The organism is Salarchaeum sp. JOR-1, from assembly GCF_007833275.1.
Lineage (GTDB): Archaea > Halobacteriota > Halobacteria > Halobacteriales > Halobacteriaceae > Salarchaeum.
In genome coordinates, this window is the sequence record NZ_CP042240.1 from 62,663 (window position 1) to 83,013 (window position 20,351).

At 66.8% G+C, this 20,351-nt stretch carries 22 protein-coding genes; 12 read left to right on the forward strand and 10 right to left on the reverse strand.

All coding sequences use genetic code 11. The annotated features are described in order from the left end of the window. Positions 1 to 62 precede the first annotated feature (62 nt). From FQU85_RS00340 to FQU85_RS00355, 5 genes are all read right to left on the reverse strand, one after another. Complete coding sequence (locus FQU85_RS00340; protein ID WP_370516750.1) at positions 63 to 1,058, reverse strand: sulfite exporter TauE/SafE family protein; 996 nt, start codon at positions 1,056 to 1,058, stop codon at positions 63 to 65. A gap of 2 nt (positions 1,059 to 1,060) precedes the next feature. After that, positions 1,061 to 1,210, reverse strand: coding sequence for a hypothetical protein (locus FQU85_RS13185; RefSeq protein ID WP_168219899.1), 150 nt, complete (start codon positions 1,208 to 1,210; stop codon positions 1,061 to 1,063). Between the two features lie 93 nt (positions 1,211 to 1,303). Further along, entirely contained in the window at positions 1,304 to 1,756 is a 453-nt protein-coding gene (locus FQU85_RS00345) for a DUF6691 family protein (RefSeq protein ID WP_145843009.1), read from the reverse strand. After that, positions 1,753 to 2,253: a YeeE/YedE family protein gene (locus FQU85_RS00350; RefSeq protein WP_145843016.1), complete on the reverse strand. Its 501-nt coding sequence runs from the start codon at positions 2,251 to 2,253 to the stop codon at positions 1,753 to 1,755. The genes FQU85_RS00345 and FQU85_RS00350 overlap by 4 nt, the downstream gene beginning before the upstream one ends. A 2-nt stretch (positions 2,254 to 2,255) precedes the next feature. Then, positions 2,256 to 3,425, reverse strand: coding sequence for an MBL fold metallo-hydrolase (locus FQU85_RS00355; RefSeq protein WP_145843026.1), 1,170 nt, complete (start codon positions 3,423 to 3,425; stop codon positions 2,256 to 2,258). 206 nt (positions 3,426 to 3,631) lie between these two features. On the opposite strand from FQU85_RS00355, the gene FQU85_RS00360 reads away from it, so the two are divergent. The 10 genes from FQU85_RS00360 to FQU85_RS00405 all read left to right on the forward strand — a co-directional run bounded on the left by FQU85_RS00360 (position 3,632) and on the right by FQU85_RS00405 (position 14,768). Next, the gene (locus FQU85_RS00360; RefSeq protein ID WP_145843034.1) at positions 3,632 to 3,874 is read left to right on the forward strand and encodes a sulfurtransferase TusA family protein; all 243 of its coding nucleotides are present in this window, start codon (positions 3,632 to 3,634) and stop codon (positions 3,872 to 3,874) included. A 5-nt stretch (positions 3,875 to 3,879) separates the two neighbouring features. Continuing rightward, on the forward strand, positions 3,880 to 4,263 hold the full coding sequence (locus FQU85_RS00365) for a DsrE family protein (RefSeq protein ID WP_145843050.1): 384 nt from the start codon (positions 3,880 to 3,882) through the stop codon (positions 4,261 to 4,263). A 2-nt stretch (positions 4,264 to 4,265) separates the two neighbouring features. Then, positions 4,266 to 4,835, forward strand: coding sequence for a DsrE/DsrF/DrsH-like family protein (locus tag FQU85_RS00370; RefSeq protein WP_145843057.1), 570 nt, complete (start codon positions 4,266 to 4,268; stop codon positions 4,833 to 4,835). Positions 4,836 to 4,942: 107 nt separating this feature from the next. Beyond that, positions 4,943 to 5,338 (forward strand): DUF302 domain-containing protein, encoded by a 396-nt coding sequence (locus FQU85_RS00375; protein WP_145843067.1) that lies wholly within the window; start codon positions 4,943 to 4,945, stop codon positions 5,336 to 5,338. 104 nt (positions 5,339 to 5,442) lie between these two features. Beyond that, complete coding sequence (locus FQU85_RS00380) at positions 5,443 to 8,313, forward strand: bacterio-opsin activator domain-containing protein (RefSeq protein WP_145843075.1); 2,871 nt, start codon at positions 5,443 to 5,445, stop codon at positions 8,311 to 8,313. 105 nt (positions 8,314 to 8,418) lie between these two features. Next, a complete protein-coding gene (locus FQU85_RS00385; RefSeq protein ID WP_145843085.1) occupies positions 8,419 to 8,562 on the forward strand; it encodes a rubrerythrin-like domain-containing protein in 144 nt (47 codons plus the stop codon). 2 nt (positions 8,563 to 8,564) lie between these two features. After that, positions 8,565 to 9,851, forward strand: a complete 1,287-nt coding sequence (gdhB, locus tag FQU85_RS00390) for a glutamate dehydrogenase GdhB (RefSeq protein ID WP_145843094.1) — start codon at positions 8,565 to 8,567, stop codon at positions 9,849 to 9,851. 86 nt (positions 9,852 to 9,937) lie between these two features. Next, on the forward strand, positions 9,938 to 12,100 hold the full coding sequence (locus FQU85_RS00395; RefSeq protein ID WP_145843103.1) for a PAS domain S-box protein: 2,163 nt from the start codon (positions 9,938 to 9,940) through the stop codon (positions 12,098 to 12,100). A 228-nt stretch (positions 12,101 to 12,328) separates the two neighbouring features. Then, positions 12,329 to 13,777, forward strand: a complete 1,449-nt coding sequence (locus FQU85_RS00400) for a cytochrome ubiquinol oxidase subunit I (protein WP_145843111.1) — start codon at positions 12,329 to 12,331, stop codon at positions 13,775 to 13,777. Then, positions 13,770 to 14,768, forward strand: coding sequence for a cytochrome d ubiquinol oxidase subunit II (locus tag FQU85_RS00405; protein WP_145843119.1), 999 nt, complete (start codon positions 13,770 to 13,772; stop codon positions 14,766 to 14,768). The genes FQU85_RS00400 and FQU85_RS00405 overlap by 8 nt, the downstream gene beginning before the upstream one ends. Before the next feature lie 31 nt (positions 14,769 to 14,799). On the opposite strand, the gene FQU85_RS00410 is transcribed toward FQU85_RS00405, so the two are convergent. The 5 genes from FQU85_RS00410 to FQU85_RS00430 all read right to left on the reverse strand — a co-directional run bounded on the left by FQU85_RS00410 (position 14,800) and on the right by FQU85_RS00430 (position 18,199). Then, positions 14,800 to 15,162 (reverse strand): hypothetical protein, encoded by a 363-nt coding sequence (locus FQU85_RS00410; RefSeq protein ID WP_145843131.1) that lies wholly within the window; start codon positions 15,160 to 15,162, stop codon positions 14,800 to 14,802. Positions 15,163 to 15,276: 114 nt separating this feature from the next. Next, positions 15,277 to 15,942 (reverse strand): AIM24 family protein, encoded by a 666-nt coding sequence (locus FQU85_RS00415; RefSeq protein WP_145843141.1) that lies wholly within the window; start codon positions 15,940 to 15,942, stop codon positions 15,277 to 15,279. Between the two features lie 64 nt (positions 15,943 to 16,006). After that, entirely contained in the window at positions 16,007 to 16,195 is a 189-nt protein-coding gene (locus FQU85_RS00420) for a hypothetical protein (RefSeq protein WP_168219900.1), read from the reverse strand. Positions 16,196 to 16,386: 191 nt separating this feature from the next. Then, positions 16,387 to 17,253, reverse strand: a complete 867-nt coding sequence (locus FQU85_RS00425; protein ID WP_145843153.1) for a universal stress protein — start codon at positions 17,251 to 17,253, stop codon at positions 16,387 to 16,389. Positions 17,254 to 17,347: 94 nt separating this feature from the next. Next, complete coding sequence (locus FQU85_RS00430) at positions 17,348 to 18,199, reverse strand: hypothetical protein (protein WP_145843162.1); 852 nt, start codon at positions 18,197 to 18,199, stop codon at positions 17,348 to 17,350. A 332-nt stretch (positions 18,200 to 18,531) separates the two neighbouring features. On the opposite strand from FQU85_RS00430, the gene FQU85_RS00435 reads away from it, so the two are divergent. Then, the gene (locus FQU85_RS00435) at positions 18,532 to 19,854 is read left to right on the forward strand and encodes a putative manganese transporter (RefSeq protein ID WP_370516751.1); all 1,323 of its coding nucleotides are present in this window, start codon (positions 18,532 to 18,534) and stop codon (positions 19,852 to 19,854) included. Further along, positions 19,855 to 20,319, forward strand: a complete 465-nt coding sequence (locus tag FQU85_RS00440) for a universal stress protein (RefSeq protein WP_145843170.1) — start codon at positions 19,855 to 19,857, stop codon at positions 20,317 to 20,319. Positions 20,320 to 20,351 lie beyond the last annotated feature (32 nt).

Sequence of the window (20,351 nt, forward strand, 5' to 3'; positions counted from 1 at the left end):
CCTCAAAAGTGTTTGTGTAGTCGGCACAATACTGTTCGCGCGTGGTGTCGGCGCGGCCCGACTTACGTGCCGACGAGCCGACACCACAGCCCGCTACCATCGTCCCGCATTTGACAGACCGCAGCGAGGACGACGGCGCCACTGACGAGGAGCGCGGACCCGAAGATGAGCGCGGTGCTCATCGTGTTGAGCAGCTCGATGCCGTAGACCGACCCGAGCTTGTTCGACGCGACCGCGAGACTCCCTGCGAGCAACATCGCGGCGAAGTATCCCTTGATGTCGTCCTCGTCCACGAGGTTCGTCGCGCCGGCGCCGACGCGAGCGCCGAGCGCACTCCCGAGGAGAAGGAACGCGACCACAGGCAGCGCAACGGACCCGGACTCCGCGTACGTGAACGCGCCGAACGCCCCCGAAATCGTGATCTGGAGGATGTCCGTCCCGACGGCGATGGCCGCGGGAATGCCGAGTCCGTACATCATCGCGGGCATCAGGAGGAACCCGCCGCCCACGCCGAGGAACCCGGAGAGGACGCCGATGACGAGACCGACCGCGAAGACGATGGCACCGGAGACCCGAACGCCGCCGCGGAACGTCACCATCGGCGGGATGTGAATGGACTGCACGCGGTCCGCGAGGTCGAGCCCGTCGTCGCCGTTCGAGGTCGAGCGCGCATCGCGGAGCGTGAACGCGCCCACGGTGGCGAGCAGGCCGACGTAGGCGACGTTGATGATGAGGTCGGCCCTGCCGGTGGCTTCGAGGAAGAACACGACGCTCTTCCCCGCTTCGATGCCGATGGTCATCGCGGCGGTCATGATGGCCGCGAGTTTGTAGTCCACCTGGCCGTGGTCGCGGTGGCGGAGCGCGCCGATGACGCTCGTTCCGAACACGAACGCGAGACCGCTCCCGACGGCGACCGGCGAGGGATAGCCCATCACGAGCAGCGCGGGCGTCACGAGGAACGACCCGCCCATGCCGAAGAACCCGAAGAGGGTGCCGATGAGCAGGCCGAACCCGACGAAGACCGCGACCATCGCGAGGCTCATTCCGAGGATCGCCATCGTCAGTCACCTCCGAGGGCGTCGAGGACGGTCGACCCGACCGTTTCAGTGAGCGCGCCGTACACGAGGTAGAGGGCGATGGCCTCCGCGAGGACGGTCCCGACGGTGAGTCCCGCCTGCACCGACCCGCTCGCGGACTCTATGCCGAACATCTTACGCGCCCCCCATAGACGTGTCTTTGCGTGTCACTACTGTACAATACTGCTGGCGTTTCCGGATGTCGAGTGACTTCGAATACATGACGGTTAGTTCCCCCCCGTAGTGCTGCTGAGACGCGCACGGACGTAGCCCTGTGCGTACGCGCCGACGAACATTCCCCCGATCGCCCAGAGGATGACGTAGTTTCCGACGCCGAAGCTCGCGTAGGCCGCCCCGGGACAGATGCCGGAGAGCCCCCAGCCGACGCCGAATATCGCGCCGCCCACGACGACGTTGCGGTCGAACTCTTTCACGCGGCGCGTGTACTCGCTCGCGGTGAGCGGCGCGCGGTCGAGGTACCGCGTCGCCACGGCGAACGTGATTCCGGTGACGACGGCGGCCCCGCCCATCACGAAGATGAGCCCGAAGTCGTCGAACTGGAGGAAGTCCAGCACGACTTCCGGGCGCGCCATGCCGCTGATGGCGAGTCCGAGGCCGAACACCAGCCCGCCGGCGAAGATGACGGGCAGGAACAGCGCGCTCCGGGTGTCGCCGCTCATGGCGACACCCCCAGCGCCTGCACGAGCTGTGCGGTTCCGATGGCGAACACCATGAACGTCGCGACGTTCACGATCGAGGTGTTCGAGAGCGAGCCGACGCCGCAGACGCCGTGGCCGGACGTACAGCCCTTCCCGAGCCGAGTGCCGACGCCGACGAGCACGCCGCCGCCGAGCAGCCGCCACCACTGGACGTCGGTCGTCCAGACGCCGGGATCCGGCGCGAGGGCGAGCCCCCAGACGGCCGCGCCACTGACGATACCGAGCGTGAACACGACCCGCCAGCCGCGCGACTGGACGTACTTGAAGCGGTTGAACCGCTCGACGTCCGAGACGTACGACAGCGTGGATTCGAGGAACGTGCTCGCGCCCGCGATGATCCCCGTGGCGAGGTAGATGATCGCCGCGCCGAGGCCGACGAAGAGTCCGCCGACCAGGTACGGCAGTATCCCCCGCGGGAAGAACGTCTCGAGCGCGAGCGGCTGGAGGAGCGGTTCCATCGTTAGTTAGTCATTGCCTCTTCGCTCGCGGCGCAGTTGTTCGGGCCGAGCTCCAGTTCGAGGGCCTCCTCGTCGTCGGGGGACTGCTGGCCGAGGTTCGTTGCGATGATGTCCTCGTAGTTCGCCGGCTGGGGCGGCATGTCCGAGACGATGAACTCGACGAACTCGTCTTCGTCCATCGTGAGCGCGTCCATCCGCTCGACCAGGTCGCCGAGTTCGGCGGTGTAGGTGCCGTCGTCGTTCGGGGTCGCCGCGTCGCTGAAGTGCGCCGGTGCAACGACCGTTTCGTCGGGACGCGAGAGCACCTTCTCGTTGAGGCTCTCGTAGAGCGTGCGGGCCGCGTCCTTGGCCGCCTCGGGGTCTTCGAGGTCGGGGCGCGCGACGCTCTCCGTGAACAGGCCGTCGCCGGTGAACAGCACCGAGTCGACCGCGTACGCGGTCATGCCCGTGGTGTGGCCGGGCGTGGCGACGACGTCGATGTCGGTGTCGCCGAGGGAGAGGGTGTCGCCGTCCGCGACGGTCTCGTAGGGCTGGTCGTAGTCGACGCCGCGCTCGACGGCCGCTTCCGGGAGGACGGCCGTCGCGTCGGTTTCGGCGGCGAGGTCGCGGAGGCCGGAGATGTGGTCGGCGTGGATGTGCGTGTCGAGGACGTACGTGAGGTCTGCGCCGAACGCGCGTGCGTCCTGCACGTACTGCTCGGTGAACGCCCGCAGCGGGTCGATGACCGCCGCTTCGCCGTCGGCGACGACGAGGTAGGCGAGACAGCCGCTGGACGGGCGCTGGTACTGGACGACCGTCGCGTCGGTGTCCACGTCGAGTTCCTGGTACTCGTAGATGCTCGCCCAGCCCTTCATCCCGCGTTCGAGGTGTTCGACGTCGTAGCCGGCGTCTTCGAGGTTCTCGGCGACGAGTTCGCTCGATCCGCCTTTCGCGCAGAGCGCGGTGATGCGGCGGTCGTCGGGAAGCTGTTCGTGGAGGGCTTCCGGGATGCCGTCGAGCAGTTCGAAGTACGGGTAGTTGACGATGTCGACGGTTTCGCCGTCGATGTGCCACTCTTCGAAGTCGCCTTCGGAGCGTGCGTCGAGGATGAACACGTCCTCGCCGCTGTCGATGCGCGCTTTCAGGTCGGTCGGCGTGACTGCGTCGATTGCCGCGTCGTCGTTGTCGGTCATCTTCACTCCCCCCTATCGACTGCTTGCAAATAAGGCTTTGTATAGTAGTTCATTTTCTGCACAACACCGTACCGGGTTTTATCCCGCCAATGAGCGGTTGTAGCGCATTTTCTCCCGAAACTGCGCCCCCTGTATTGTCCTATATTTGAGTTACTACCGATACGTTTTTCTAATACCGTACAATATTGGGGAGTGAAGTCAAAACCATGACGCAGTACGAAGTCACAGAGACGCTCGACGTGAAAGGACAGAACTGCCCCATGCCCGTCGTCAAGACGAAACAGAGCATCGACCAGCTCGCCGAAGGCGAGATCCTCGAAGTTCTCGCAACCGACCCCGGAAGCATGAGCGACCTCGGCGGCTGGGCCGACACGACGGACGGCGTCGAACTCGTCGACCAGCAAGAGGGCGACGACGTGTACACGCACTACGTGCGCAAGACGGAGTAAGAACGATGGAGAAAATCGGAATCATCGTCGACGACGACAGCCCGAAGAGCCTCGCGATGGCGATGAACCTCGGCCACACGGCGCTCGCCTCCGACACCGAAGTTCTCGTCTACTTCACCTTCGACGGGCTCACCCACCTCCTCGAGGGCGAGAACGACCTCTCGGAGATCGAGGCCCTGCTCGACGAAGGGATGCCGAACCCCTACGAGCTGCTCGACGCGCTCGTGGCAGACGGCGGCGACCTCGTCACGACGGTCGCCTGCACGACCACGCTCGACATGCTCGAGTGGGACGAGGACGCCATCGACGAGTCTGTCACGACGAAGTTCGCCGGCGCAGCGACGTTCCTCGACGAAGTCGAGAACGCCGACCAAGTGTTCACGTTCTAACGATGAGCACGGACACGCCCGACACGCCGGCCGACGACCCGCCCTCGCGTGCGGAACTCGCCGCGCGAATCGACGAGCTCGAACAACAGCTCGCGGCGGCGACGGACGACGGCCAGCAGAAGATGAGCATCATCGCGACCAAGGGCACGCTCGACATGGCGTACCCGCCGCTCATCCTCGCCAGCACCGCCGCCGCGTTCGGCTACGAGGTCACCGTCTTCCACACCTTCTGGGGGCTCGACATCCTCCACGAGGAACGCTCGAAAGACCTCAAGCTCAGTTCGGTCGGCAACCCCAACATGCCCGTCCCGAACGCTGTCGGCGCGCTCCCCGGCATGGACCGCGTCACCACGAAGATGATGGAAAAACGCATCGCCGACAACGACACCGCCACCATCGAGGAACTCATCGACACCTCCCTCGACATGGGCGTCGAATTCCAGGCGTGCCAGATGACTATCGACCTCATGGACTACGACGAGGACGCCTTCTACGACGGCGTGACGACCGGTGTCGGTGCCGCCACCGCAATCCAGGACATGGCCGACGCCGACATCCAACTCCTCGTCTAGCCGCCCGAATGCCGCGACGCGTCCTACCGCCCACCGCGCGCCGCGCACGGGTCGTCCGAACGAGACGGGACACAATACCTATTACTCACGCAGCTGTATTGGACAGTATGTCCTATACTCTGGACAAGCGTGTCGCCGGTGAGTTCGACGACGTCGTCGAACAGACCATAGACGCCCTGTCCGAAGAGGAGTTCGGCGTCCTCTCCGACATCGACGTCCAAGCGACGTTCGAGGAGAAACTGGACGCGGAGTTCCGCCAGTACCGAATCCTCGGCGCCTGCAACCCACCGCTCGCACAGCAAGCCCTCGACGAGGAACTGCAGGTCGGCGCGCTCCTCCCCTGTAACGTCGTCGTCTACGAGACCGACGACGGCGAAATCGGCGTGAGCGCCGTCGACCCCGAGGTCATGCTCTCCGTCGTCGACAACCCCGACCTCGACCCGGTCGCGGCAGACGTGCGAGAGCGATTCGAACGCGTCCTCGACGAACTCCCCGACGCCTGACCCACGCACCACGCTCACGGCGGTTCGAGTGACCGTACGGTCGCGAACACGCGTCTGCGGGGACGGCGGTATCTTGAACCGGATTGAGGTAGTACTCGCGGGCAATGGCTAGTACCGCCACGGTCCTCGGTTCCGCGCGGCTCCTCCTCGTCGGGACGGCGCCGTGGGTCGAGACGTTCGAGGCGCGTCTCACGGCGCGGACGGACGCTCACGTCGACAGGGTTCAGACGGCCGACGGCGCGCTCGACGCGGTCGGTGACGACGTGGACTGTGTCGTCACCGGCGACGCGCTCGCGGACACGGACGGTCTCGACCTCGTCCGCGCACTCCGCTCCGAGACCGGATCGCTCCCGATCGTCCTGTGTACCGCGAACGGATCTGAACGCCTCGCCAGCGACGCTATCGCCGCGGGCGTCACGGATTACGTCGCGTTGAGCGGCGACGACACGCTCCCGGAGAACCTGCACGAGCGCGTCGAGCGACACATCCGGGGCGCGCGGCGGACGACAACGCAGCGCGACCGCGCCCGACAGTTCGACGCGATCTTCCACGATTCGCGGACGGCCACGTGGGTGCTGGAGCCGACCGGGGAACTCGCGCGTGTCAACGAGACCGCCCGCGACCTCATCGACGCGGCTGTCGAGTCGCTCGTCGGCCAGCCGTTCTGGGAGCTTCCCTGGTGGTCCGAACGGGCAGGCACGCAGTCAGACATTCGACAGGTCGTCGAGAACACGATGCAGGGCGAGTTCGGGAACGTCGTCGTGACAAGAGACGTCCCGGACGACACCGCGCGCGTGCTGGATATCGCCGCCCGACCCGTTCACGACGAGCGGGGGACGCTCGTCGCCATCGTCATCGAGGGCGTCGATATCACGGATCGTGTCGAACTCGAACGGGATCTCCGGCAGTCCGAAGAACTCCACCGGGTCACCCTCAACAACATGACCGATACCGTCCTCATCACGGACGAGGACGGCGAGTACACGTACGTCTGCCCGAACGTCCACTACATCTTCGGGTACACTGCCGACGAAATCCGCGAGCAGGGCGGGATCACAGACCTCCTCGGGGACGACCTCTTCGACCGCGAGGAACTCGCGGAACGCGGCGTGCTGAAGAACATCGAGTGCACGGCGACGGACAAGGCCGGCCGCGAGCACACGCTCCTCGTCAACGTCCGCGAGGTGTCGATTCAGGACGGCACACTTCTCTACAGCTGTCGGGATATCACGAAGCGCAAGCAGCGCGAGGACGCGCTGACGACGCTGCAGGAGACGACGCGGGACTTCCTGTATGCGAGTACGCACCGCGAAATCGCCCAGCACGTCGTCGAGGACACCCCGAGCGTGCTCGACGTGGAAGCGAGCGGAGTCTACCTGTTCGACGCCGACGCGAACGAACTCGAACCGGCGGCCCAATCCGCCGCGATGGACCGGCTGAACGGCCCGCTCGCGACCGTACCGGCGAACAGCGACTCCCCGGTGAGTCACAGTTTCGTGCAGAACGACGCCCTGTTCCTCGACGACGTCCACGAGTCGAACCGCCTCGAGGAACCGGCGACGGATCTGCGCAGCGTGGCGTTCATCCCGCTCGGCGAACACGGCCTGTTCGTCGCGGGTACGCAGACCGTCGGCGCGTTCGACGACATGACGGGAGAGCTCGCCGACTTGCTCGCCGCGACTGCGGAAGCGGCGCTCGACCGCGTGAGCCGGGAGTCACGCCTCCGCGATCAAGACCGCGAACTCCAGCGTCAGAACCAGCGGCTCACGCACCTGAATCAGGTCAACGAGACGATTCGGGAGATCGACCAGGCGCTCGTCAAAGCCGAAACGCGCGACGAGGTCGACCACACGGTCTGCGAACTCCTCACGGACGACGACCGGTTCAGCTTCGCGTGGATCGGGACGACGGATCCAGCGGGGGATGCGGTCGAACCGCGAGCGTGGGCGGGAGCCGAACAGGGCTATTTAGACGGTCAGTCGTTCGAACTCGACGGAACGGGCGTCGACCCGGCGGCGCGGACGGCCGCGTCCGGGGACGTGGTTCGGATCAGTAACGTCGCATCGCGACTGCACGAGGAAGCGTGGCGAAAGGAGGCCCTCTCCCGGGACTTCCTGTCCGTGTTGAGCATTCCGCTCCAGTACAACGACCTCACGTACGGCGTGTTGACCGTGTACGCGGAGCGACAGCGCGCGTTCGACGAGACCTCGCGGGGGGTGCTCGCGGAACTCGGAGAGACCATCGCGTCCGCGCTCAGCGGCATCGAGCGAAAGAACGCCCTGCTCACGACGGCGGTGACGCGGGTGACGCTCGACGTGGCGGACTCGTCGTTCGTCCTCTCGCGGTTGGCGTCGGCGGCGGAGTGCACGGTGTCGTACGAGGGCGGCGTGCAGCGGACTGCCGAGGGGACGTACGTCTTCGTGACCGTCGAAGACGCGGCGGTCGAAACCGTGGAAGCGATCGCGGCGGATCTGGTCGCGGTCGGGGCGGTACAGCGCGTCAGTGCGGACGGGACGCGTGGCGTGTTGCGCTTGCGGTTGACACAGCCGTTTCTCGCGCTGGAGCTGGCCGACCACGGGGCGGTGTTCCGCTCGGCGACGGCGACGCCGACGGGGACGCGGCTCACGATAGACGTACCGGAGAGCGTGGACGTCCGTCACGTCACGGGGCTCGTCGGGGAGGCGTTCGCGGACGTGACTCTGCGGTCGAAGCAATCGGTGGACGAGCGGTCGGAGTACGATCTGTACTCGCAGTTCATCGCGGAGTTGACTGACCGGCAGCTAGAGGTCGTGCAGACGGCGTACTACAGCGGGTTCTTCGAGTCGCCGCGCGAGAACACCGGGGAGGAGGTGGCGGCGATGCTGGACATCTCCCCGCCGGCGTTCTACGAACACGTGCGAACGGTGCAGCGGAAGTTGTTCGCGGCGCTGTTCGACGAGACTCGCGTCCCGACCCACCCCGGAGAGGTTGAATAACAAACCCCTCTCGACGAGAGGGGTTTGATAGTAAACGGTGAGATATTCCCTAATACACCTAGTATCAACGGGCGAGTCACCAGCCGCGGGACTCGACACGCAACTATGAGAGACGCAGACCCAAGCCAGACCGACGAGACGGCGTACGAGTGCTTCGACTGCGGGAACATCGTGGTCGCGGACACCCATCCCGGAAACTGCCCCGACTGCAGCGGCCCGCTTCGAAACCGCCACCTCCCCCTCGAATAACCATGTCGACACCAGCCACCCCGGCCGCGGACGCACAACCCGACGAGCACGAGACCGCGCTCGAGACCGCGCGCCGCCAGCTCCATCAGGCCGCGGCGCACCTCGACATCGACCCGGACATCGTCGAACGCCTCGAACACCCGAAGAACGTCCACGAGGTCACCGTCCCCATCGAGCGCGACGACGGCTCAGTCGAGGTGTTCACCGGGTACCGCGCGCAACACGACAGCGTCCGCGGCCCCTTCAAGGGCGGGCTTCGCTACCACCCCGACGTCACCCGCGACGAGTGCGTCGGCCTCGGCATGTGGATGACGTGGAAGTGCGCCGTCATGGACCTCCCGTTCGGCGGCGCGAAAGGCGGTATCGCCGTGAACCCGAAAGACCTGAGCGACCCCGAGAAGGAACGCCTCACACGCCGCTTCACCGAGGAACTCAGGGACGTCATCGGCCCGAACCGAGACATCCCCGCGCCCGACATGGGGACGAACCCGCAGACGATGTCGTGGCTGATGGACGCCTACTCGATGCAGGAGGGCGAAACCACGCCCGGCGTCGTCACCGGGAAACCCCCCATCGTCGGCGGGAGCGAAGGACGGAACGAGGCGCCCGGGCGAAGCGTCGCCATCATCGCCCGCGAAGCCATCGACTACTACGACAAAGACATCAGGGAGACGTCGGTCGCGATTCAAGGCTACGGGAGCGTCGGCGCGAACGCGGCCCGCTTGCTCGACGACTGGGGGGCGAACGTCGTCGCGATCAGCGACGTGAACGGCGGCGTCTACGACACGAACGGCCTCGACACGCACGCGATTCCGTCCCACCACGAGGAGCCGGAGGGCGTCAAGGGACACGACGCACCGGAGACGGTGTCGAACGACGACCTCCTCACGCTGGACGTCGACGTGCTGATTCCCGCGGCGGTCGGGAACGTCCTCACGCAGTCGAACGCCGACGCCGTCAGCGCTGACCTCGTCGTCGAAGGCGCGAACGGCCCGACGACGAGCGCGGCCGACACGATACTCGCGGACCGCGACATCCCCGTCATCCCGGACATCCTCGCGAACGCCGGCGGCGTGACAGTGAGTTACTTCGAGTGGCTGCAGGACATCAATCGGCGGGCGTGGTCGCTCGAACGCGTGAACGAGGAACTCGAAACGGAGATGCTCACCGCGTGGGCGGACGTCCGCGACGAGGTCGCCGCGCACGACGTGTCCTGGCGGACCGCCGCGTACATCGTCGCGCTCTCCCGCGTCGCCGACGCGCACGAAACGCGCGGCCTCTGGCCGTGACAGCCTCCCCGCCCCGACGGGCGGATCGTTCTCCGTGCGATTCCGTAATCAGCAGATCATTACCGTGTCGGTTCCCTTGAGTGCGTATGACCGACCGGGACGCCCTTCCTGAGCCGAGCGCGCTCCCAAGGGCACAGACGATCGATATCCTCCACGTCGACGATGACGCCAGTTTCTGCGAGCTCGTCGCCGCGTTTCTCGAACGCGAACGAGAGCACTTCACCGTCCATTCTGAGACCGAGCCGCGAGCGGCGCTGGAGCGGCTTGCTGATGACGAGCTGTCCGTGGATTGCATCGTGAGCGACTACGACATGCCCCCGTTGGACGGCCTGACCCTCCTTGAACGAGTGCGTGACACGCATCCCGACCTGCCGTTCATCCTCTTCACGGGGAAGGGGAGCGAGGAGATCGCCAGCGAAGCGATCACGGCTGGCGTGACGGACTACCTCCAGAAAGCCGGTGGCACGGAGCAGTACAGCGTCCTCGCCAACCGGATTCAGAACGCCGTCGAAGCCGTTCGGGCGGAACAGTACATGAACCGCGGGCTCGAAGCGATCGAAACCGCCCAAGACGGCATCGGCATCCTCGACGAGGACGGCTACATCGAGTACGTGAACTCTGCGTGGGCGGACATACTCGGCTACGACCGCGAGGAGCTCCTCGGGGTTCACTGGGAGACGCTCTATCAGGACGACGACGTCGAGCACGTCTACGACGTCCTGCTGCCGGAAGCGCGCCACGGCCGGTGGCACGGCACCACCTCGTTCGTCCGAAAAAGTGGCGAGGAGGTCACCGTCGAACACACGCTCTCGTACACCGGCGATGGCTCGCTTGTCTGTACGCTCACGCCTCCAGCGAGCGACACCGAACCCGCGAGCGCGTCCCTGAAAGAGCGCGCGATGGAAGAGGCACCCATCGGGATCGTGTTGACCGATCCGCAGCAGGACGATAATCCGATCGTCTACGCGAACGAGGAGTTCACGGCGCTGACCGGGTACGAGGAACGCGACGTTCTCGGGCGGAACTGTCGGCTCCTCCAGGGAGAGCGGACAGCCGAGGAACCGGTGGCGGAACTCCGGACTGCCGTCGAGAACCAGGAGTCGACGACGGTCGAATTGCGGAACTACCGGACGGACGGAACGCCGTTCTGGAATCGAGTCCGTATCGCACCGCTGTTCGACGACGACGGCGACCTCGAGTTGTTCGTCGGGTTCCAAGACGACGTGACCGAACAGAAGCAGTACGAACAGCAGTTACAGACCCAGACGGCGCGGCTGGAGGCGCTGTTCGAACACTCGCCGGACATGTTCGCAGTGCACGACATCAACGGCGTCATCCGGGACGTGAACCAGCGGCTGTGCGACGAGCTCGGGTACACCGAGGACGAACTCGTCGGGCGGACCGTCTGGGATCTCGACCCGTCTGCCGACCCGGATCGGTCGTCGTCGTTCTGGGAGACGATGCCGCCGAATCGCCCGCAGCGGTTCGAGGGCGAACTCGAACGGAGCGACGGGTCGACATTCCCCATCGAAGTCCACCTCATCCGCCTCAATCTGGAGGGGAAAGACCGGTTCGTCGCGATGGACCGCGACATCAGCGAGCAGAAGCAGCGCGAGCGCGAGCTCGTCCAGAAGAACGAGCGACTGGAGCGGTTCACGAGCGTGGTGAGCCACGACCTGCGGAACCCGTTACAGGTCGCGGCCGGCCACCTGGACTTGCTGCGCGACGAGTACGAGAGTGCGCACATCGAGAAGATAGGCGACGCACTGAGTCGAATGGACGAGATGATCGAGGACTTGCTGGCGCTCGCCCGCGCCGGTGAGGAGGCGATGGAGACGGAGTCGGTCTCGCTGGCGGCGATAGCGCGAGCGTGCTGGGGGGCGATTTCCACGCCGGACGCGACGCTCTCCGTCGAGACGGAGCGCACCATCGAAGCGGACCGCGATCAGCTCCAGCAGCTCGTCACGAACCTCCTGCAGAACGCGGTCGACCACGGCGGGCCGGACGTAGCGGTGACGGTCGGTGACACGGAGGCGGGATTCTACGTCGCCGATGACGGAGACGGGTTCCCCAACGCCGAGCAATCGACGTTGTTCGAAGCGGGGTACACGACTGCCGAGGACGGGACGGGATTCGGCCTCAGTATCGTCGAGGAGGTCGTGGATCGGCACGGGTGGGCGGTCACGGCGACGAACGGACCGGCGGGCGGCGCGCGGTTCGAAATCCGTACCGACGACGGGCGACAGTAGGCGGTCGTGGTACAGCCTGTTTCTCGCCGGGCTCGCCTCGCCGGAATCCCGCGGGCGGTCGACTCGAGGGCTCGGACGGCCGCACGAAACCCCGGCCCACGTTCGCCGCCCTCGTCGGCAAGTGCGCGTACGAGACGTAGCGTGTGACGGGGCTTAAATGCCCGCGCTGGATGCTCGAACGCGAGAACTGGGCGACCGGCTAATAGCATAGACCGCGAACGCTAACGCATGTTCGCGTCTGCAACTGTGACCGCTGTCGATCCGGGATGGCTCGCGTTCCTCTCGCCGGAGCTCGCGAGTCGCGCGCAGTTCGGCTGGACGATCTCCGTCCACATCCTCTTCGCCGCGCTCTCCGTCGGACTCGCACCGTTCATCGTCTACTTCACGTGGAAGGACGTGCGAACGGGCGACGAGCGGTTCGCTCGCCTGCGGTCGTTCTGGGTGAAGGTGTTCGCCGCCGGATTCGTCATGGGGACGGTCACGGGGATTCCGATGAGCTTCCAGTTCGGCACGAACTTCCCGCGGTTCGCCGAGGTGGCCGGGGAACTCATCGGCGGCCCGCTCGCCTTCGAGGCGAAGATGGCGTTCTTCCTCGAAGCGGTGTTCCTCGGCGTGCTCCTGTACGGCCGCGACCGCGTCAGCGACCGGACGTACATTCTCTCCTCCGTGCTCGTGGGGTTCGGCGCGTGGCTGTCGGGGTTCTGGATTCTCGTCGTCAACGCCTGGATGCAGACCCCGCAGGGCTACGAGATGGTCGTGCGTAACGGGCTCGAAGTAGCCCGGCTCACCGACCCGATTGCGGCGTTTTTCACCCCGCGGCTACCGTGGATGTACGTCCACATGATCAACGCGTCCGTCATCTCGGTCGCGCTGTTGGTCGCGGGCGTCTCCGCGTACATCGTCTGGAAGAAACGCGACGCCGCCGCGTGGAACACCGCACTGAAACTCGCGGTCGTGATACTGCTCGTCTCCGCGCCGTTCCAGGCGCTGCACGGCGACGCGTACGCACGGCACGTCGAGGACACGCAGCCGCAGAAGTTCGCCGCGATGGAAGCCCACTACGAGACCGGATCGGCAGACCTCCACTTGCTCGCGTTCCCGACGTCCGTCGACGCCATCACCGACCCGCGCGCTGAGAACCTCTTCACCGTGAGCCTCCCCGGGGTCGGGTCGTTCCTCGCCAGCGGGGGTGACTTCGACGCAACGGTTCTCGGACTGAACGAGTACGAGAACAACCCCCCGGTCGCGCTCGTTTTCTGGTCGTTCCGCATGATGGTCGGCCTCGGATTCCTGTTCATCGCGCTCGCATTCTGGGGTGCGTACCTCATCTATCGCGGCCGGCTGTCCGAGAGCGACCGCTACCTGAAGGCGATGGTTCTCGCGTCGCCGCTCGGGTACGCGGCCCTGCTCACCGGGTGGTACGTCACCGAGATCGGCCGGCAGCCCTGGGTCATTCAGGGCGAACTCAAGACCAACGATGCGGTGTCCACGGCGCTCTCCGGCACCGACGCCACGCTGACACTCACCGCGTTCGTCGTCATCTACATCGCCCTCATCACGACCGCGCTCTACGTGCTGAAGTGGCTGATTCGTGAGGAGCTCCGCGACCTCGGGGCGGCGGACGCGACCGACGGCCGCTGGCGCGGCCCGCTCCCGGAGGTGAACAACGATGACTGACTGGCTCCCCGTCGACGCCTACCTCGTCGACGCGCTCCCCGAAATCTGGTTCGGCGCGGTCATGTTCGCGCTGGGGATGTACATCGTGCTCGACGGCTTCGACTTCGGCATCGGCATCCTGTACGCGACCCTCGACGACGAACACGACCGGGAGACGTTCCTGTCGGCGTTCGGCCCGGTGTGGGACGCCAACGAGGTCTGGCTCGTCGCCTTCGGAACCATGCTCCTCGCGGCCTTCCCCCGCGTGTACTCGCGGTTGCTCGCCGACCACTACCTGCTCGCCATCGGGTTCGTCCTCGCGTTGCTGTTCCGCGGCCTCGGCCCCGAGCTACGCGAACAGCGCGACGACGACCGCTGGAAACGCTACTGCGACTACTCGTTCGTCGCGGGAAGCGCGCTCGCGCCGCTGCTCTTCGGCGTGCTCGCCGGCCGCTGGATATTCGACGCGCCGACTCTCTCGCTTCCCGCCGTGTTGACCGGCGTCGGGCTGGTCGCAGTGTCAGTCGTCACGGGCGCGGCGTTCCTCGCGGCGAAGACCGACCCCGAGCTCGCGGTGACGCTCCGGCGGTACGGCATCACCGCGACCGCAGCGTACCTCGGTGGCGTGGTGGTGCTGCTGGCGAGCGTCGTCCTGACCGACGCCGGCGGAGCCGCCGACGCGGTTCTCTCCCGGCCGGTCGCCGCGCTAGTCGTCGCGTCGGTCGCGGCCGGCGTCGGCGGGAGCGCGCTCGCCGCACGCGGCCGGTACCGCGCGTGGCTAGCGACCGCGCTCGCCCTGCCCGCGCTGCTGGCCGCGCTCGTCGCCGTCCTGCTCTATCCGACGGTCTACCCCGCGACGGGGCTGACAGTCAGGGAGGCGGTCGTCTCACCGCTGGCGCTCAACCTCACCACCGTCCTCGGCTTCCCCGTCCTCCTGCTGGTGCTGTGGTACTTCACGTTCCTCTACAGCGTGTTCAGCGGACCGATCGAGGGCGACGGCTACGGAGGGTAGCCCCAGCGGTTCGCAGACGCCGCGCGTCGGGTTAGGAGTGCGTCTCGTAGGCGTCGACGAGCCGGCTCCCGAACCCGCGTTCGCGTTCGAGTTCAGTGATTTCGGCGCGGAGCGCGCGCTGCGCGTCGTCGATAGCGGATTCGGGCACGTCCGCGAGCGCCTCGATGCCGTCGCGGTCGTCGCGGTGGACGACCCGCCACCCGGTATCCGGAGCGAAGGCGACACCGCGAACGCCACGGGTCGTGACGAGGACGACGGCGACGACGAGCGTCTCCTCGACGGCCTCGAACTCGAACCGCTCGACGGGCCGCACCGCGACGAACGCGCCCGACTCGTCGAGCGCCGCGACTTCCCGTCCCGTCAGCGGCCGCGACGGAAGCGACGACAAATCCATATCCGCACACTCGGAGCGGAGCGCCCTCGGCCTTTCGGTTCCCGACCCGGAGTGAGGCGAACGCCACTCACGGCAGGGACGCCGCGATACGGCGCGAACGGGCGCGGAGCGCGGTTAGTGTTGGCCGGCGTGTTCTTCGTAGGGCTGGACGACGACGTAGCCGCTGTCACCAGTGAACTCCATCTGGAAGCGCTCGCCGGAGTCCTGACCGATCATGTCTGAGAGGCTCTTGTTGACGTGGACGTCCGGGGTGGTGTCGCTCCAGGCGACGGTAGCGCTCGGGTCGGTGGAAACGGGTGGGTGGAGAACGATCGGATCGGCGTGCGTGGTGATAGCGACGTAGCCGGGGCCGGTGAGCGTGACGTTGGTGAAGCCGCCGGCGAACGCGCCGGCGAGGCTGTCCATCGACGTGATCTCGTACGCGATATCGGAGTCGAACGCGAGGACGTCCTCGCCGTTGACGGTGATTGATTCCTCCGCGTCGAGTTCGAGCAACTGGACTTTCTTCTTCTCGTCGGCGAGATAGACCTCGCCCTGCCCCTCGATGGACATCACGGGTGTGCCTTCGCCGGTCGCGGCCTGCTTGAGGAACCCGCTGATGCCGCCCTCGGCCGAACTTTTGCCGGTGAACGAGAGGTCGCCCGTGAAGGCGACCATCGCGCCTGCTTTCGCCAGGACTTCGCCGTCGACAGTGGCGTTGAGGGTGTACTTGTTCTCGAGTTCGAACGGTTCGCCGGAGTCGGTCGGGCCGTGTTCAGCGGTGAATTCGTCAGTGTTCATTGGAGGGAGGCCGTCGAAACGGCTTCACTCGGAGTTGGGGCCGTATCCCTTGAAGCTTACTGGTTCACCGGACGACGACGGCCGACGCGTCGAGTTCGAGGAACAGCGTCACCGGTTCGTCGGGGTCGAGGTCGTCGACGAGGAGGCCGAACTCGCGGTTTCCGACGAACGACCGGACCTGGGGGGCCGCGTCCGACGCGGCCCGCTCGCAGACGAGTTCGAGCGTACCGGTCGAATCGGCGCGCACGCGCATCCGAACGATCCGTGAAACTGTGCGGCGGTGACGAGACGCGAAGCGTCTCGTTCGCGCACGAGAGCCTTGCTCTCGTGAACGCTGTATCCCCTCCCTGCTCGCGCCGCCCGTTCGGTCGGCGCTCGCTGAGGACGGGGGCTTAGCGCCTACTTTCAGCTAAAGAATGGCGGGAACGCCGCCTCTGTCACGCGTCAGGACTGGTCGGGGTCGCCGACCGTGACGACGGGAACCGGGGCGGACCGAACCGTCTTCTCGGCGACGCTCCCGAGGAGGATGCGGTCGGTGCCGCGTCGGCCGCTCGTTCCCATCACGACGGCGTCGATGTCGGCGTCCTCGATGCAGTCGCGGATGCCGTCGACCGGACTCCCCCGGTCGACGTGCCGCACGACGGACTCGACCGCGTAGTCCGCAGCGGTCGCTTCCAGGTCGTCGAGCGCGTCGTCGGCGGCGGCCTCACCCGCCGTCGGCGAGCGAACGTCGAACCCCGCGAACGCGGTGTCGACGACGGAGAGCGCGTGCACGGTCGCGTCGAGCGCGCCGGCGAGCGCGAGGCCGTGTTCGGCCGCGCGGGTCGCACCCGGACTCCCGTCCGTCGGAAGCAGGACGTTCTCGTAGGGGAACGACAGCCGGTCGTCGTCGCGCATACGCGCGGTCAGGACGGGTACCGTGGAGAGCCGCACGACCTTCTCGGTGACGCTGCCGACGAGGTACCGCGACACGCCGCGGCGGCCGTGCGTCGGCATCACGACGAGGTCGTGGCCGTACTGCGCGGCGTACTCGGCGATTGTCGGCGCCGGATTCCCCTGCACGACGTCGGACTCGTGGTCGACGCCTGCGGAACGGAGCGTTCGCTCGGCCTCCGCGACGATGTCCTCGCCCTGTTCCGCGAGCGCGTCGACCGTCCGGCCCTCGACGACGGTCACCGAGTCCCGCGTCGTGTCCGCGACGAACAGGACGTGGACGGTGGCGTCGAACGCGTCCGCGATGTCGGCGGTGTGCTGGAGAACCGCCTCGGCGCCGTCGCTTCCGTCGAACGGAAGCAGAATGTCCTCGTACATACCGCGAGATAGCGCCGGCCGCCGCAAAGCGTTTTGGGGTCACGAGGACGGGGCTGACGGCCGCACGCGGCGACGGGAAACAGCCACGTCCCCACTACCACTCGATGTCCGCGAGGTACTCCTCGCCCTCGTACCGCACGAGCCAGGTGCCGTCGGAGTCGGTTCGGGAGAGCGCGTCGTGGTCGTGAAACCGCTCGACGACGGAGTGGAACGCGTCGCTCTCCTGGAAATACCCACCCTCGACCGCGGCGTCGACGACATCGCGTTCCGCCTCGGAGAGCCCGGAGAGCGTGAACCGATATCGCTCGCGAATCCGGTCGACGAACGCGCTGAGGCTGGCGATCCGCGTCACCTCGTAGCGGTACGTCTTCCGAGTGCTCGCGCGGGAGGTGATCGTCACGCGGTACCGGTCGCCCTCGTAGACGAGGATGTCGTACTGGGGGTCGGGAACGAAGACGGAGTCACCGACCTCCGCCGGCGTCCCGTAGGTGACGACGATGTCCGCGCCCTCGACGGTGCGTTTCGACTCGCTCTCGATGAGTTCGTCGAGGCGGCGGTCGTCCGCGGGCGGCAGGTTAGCGTACGCGATTTCGCCGAGCGTCGGCGTCGCGTCGTCGGGATTGAAGTCGATGCGGAGTTCGTACGCCGTCACGTCGGTGCTGTCGACGCGGGTCTCCGAGACCGCGTACACGCTGCCGTTGACGCGAACCGTGTCCGTGTCGTAGAAGAGGCGGCCCCGTCTGGTTCGCGTGACTGAATCGTTCCCGCGGGCGGCCGCGACGACGGCATACTCGTCGGAACCCGGGTCGGGAGCGAGCGAGCGCTCGTCCGCGATTCGCGTCGGGGTCGCCTCCGTCATGTCGAGGACGACCGGCGGATGGGCGCAGCCGGCGAGCGGGAGGGCGAGGAGGGCGGTGCCGCCGGCGAGGAACTCGCGGCGTCGCATACCCGATCAGAGACGCGGCCGCGATGAAAGCTTTCTGACGCGGTGCAGGAAACGAATCGAACGGGTCTGCCGTGTCGTCGGGCAGCCGGTCGGTGAGAGTGCAGACGGCGAGCGCGACGTCCCCCTCGTCGAAGTAGCCGTAGTCGGCGACGGCGCCGAAGACCACAGGGCCACCGGCGACGAGCGCCCCCATCGTGAATTAGATGCGTCTAAATCTGAGTTTACTAGGAACTATTTTATAGTTTGGAGTTTGAGAATGTCTTGAGAAGTATGTTCGAATCCATTCGTTCACGACGCGTTTTCGCGGGCAGGCACACGGAGGCGACCCAGTCTTGACCACGGGCTCGCTCCTCCCCGCCGGCATCCCGGACGCGCTCGCGCTCACGCTCACGCTCGGCGACGCCATCGACATCTTCGTGTTCTCGGTTCGCGACGGCTTCGTGCAGGTGAGCGCGTTCGTCGCCGTCACCGTCCTCGTCTTCAGCTACGTCCAGTACCGGACGGGCGGCCGCATCGTCACCTACCTCCAGGAGAACGAACACGTGCAGCCGCTCGCCGGCGCGCTCCTCGGCCTCACGCCCGGCTGTGGCGGCGCCATCATCGCGATGCCGCTCTACATCCGCGGAACGGTGAGTTTCGGCACCGTCATCGCCGCGCTCGCCGCGACCGCCGGCGACTCAGCGTTCGTCATCCTCGCGCTCGCCCCCGAAGCAGCCGCCTACGCCTACGGCCTCGCGTTCGTCTCCGCCGTCCTCTTCGGCTACGCCGTCGACCGCTACGGCCTCGGCGTCGCGCGCGTCGACCGCGCCGTCGGCCGCATCGGCCGCCCCGTCACCGACGGCGGATTCGCCACCAAGAACGTCGCGGACGGCGGGCCGAGCATCCCCGACTTCGAGATGGACGCGCACGGCCACAGCCACCCCGCCCGTACCGGCCGGACACCCCGGTCGGGCGTCCGCGGGCAGTGGGACCGGCTCGTCCACCGATTGACGCCCGCCCTCACGGCGTTCAGCCACGTCGTCCACGTCGTCTGGTGGGTCGTCGCGTTCGCGGGACTCGCCGCCGGCGTGCTCTACCTCGCACGGGGCGCGCCCGACGTCCCGTTCGCGTTCGCGCCGACGTTCTTCGGCCTGTTCACGGCCGCCGGACTGTTCGGGACGACGGCGTCGTTCTACCTCCACTTCGTCGGCAGCGAGTTCATCGGCGAGGGACAGGCCGGCCGCATCCGCGACGACTTCGAGAGCGCGTACGAGACGTTCCAGCACGCCGCGATGGAGACGAGCATGGTGACCGTCTGGGTCATCGTCGCCTACCTCCTCTACGAGTACGCGATCGTCATCTCCGGCGTCGAAATCGCCGCGCTCGCCGCGGCCGCGGGCGTGCTCGCCCCCATCGGCGGCGCACTGCTCGGCCTCGTCCCGGGCTGTGCGCCCCAGATCGTGTTCGCGCACGTGTACGCCGAGGGCGGCCTGCCGTTCTCGGCGCTCACCGCGAACGCCGTCAGCCAGGACGGCGACGCGCTCTTCCCCCTGATGGCCATCGACATGAAGGCCGCCATCGTCGCCACGATCTACACGACCATCCCGGCGCTCGTCGTCGGCGTGACGCTCCACTACGCGTGGCCGTACAGCCAGTTCGGCTTCGGGGTGCTCTAGATGTACGACCGAATCCTCGTCGCGACCGACGGCAGCGAACCCGCACAGGCCGCCGTGCGACACGCGGTCGGCCTCGCCGCCGCGACCGACGCGACCCTGGCCGCGCTGTACGTCGTTGACACGGAGACGAGCTGGCTCACCGTCTCGAAGGCCGACGTGAAGCAGACGCTCCGCAGGGTCGGCGAGCGCGCCGGCGAGAACGTGCTCGCGGACGTGGCGGCGCGGGCGAGCGACGGACGCGTGCCCGTCGAGACGGCGCTCCGGGAGGGCGTGCCGGACGAGGAGATCCTCGTGTGCGCCGACGAGATCGGCGCCGACATCGTCGTACTGGGGACGCACGGACGAAATGGCGTCTCCAGACGACTGCTCGGAAGCACGACGGAGCGTGTCGCCCGAGACGCGAACACGCCAGTTCTCACGGTTCACACGGACGACGGCCCCCGAGTAACAACGCAATGCGAGTGAGATACGAATGACTAGTAGATACAACCGGGTTC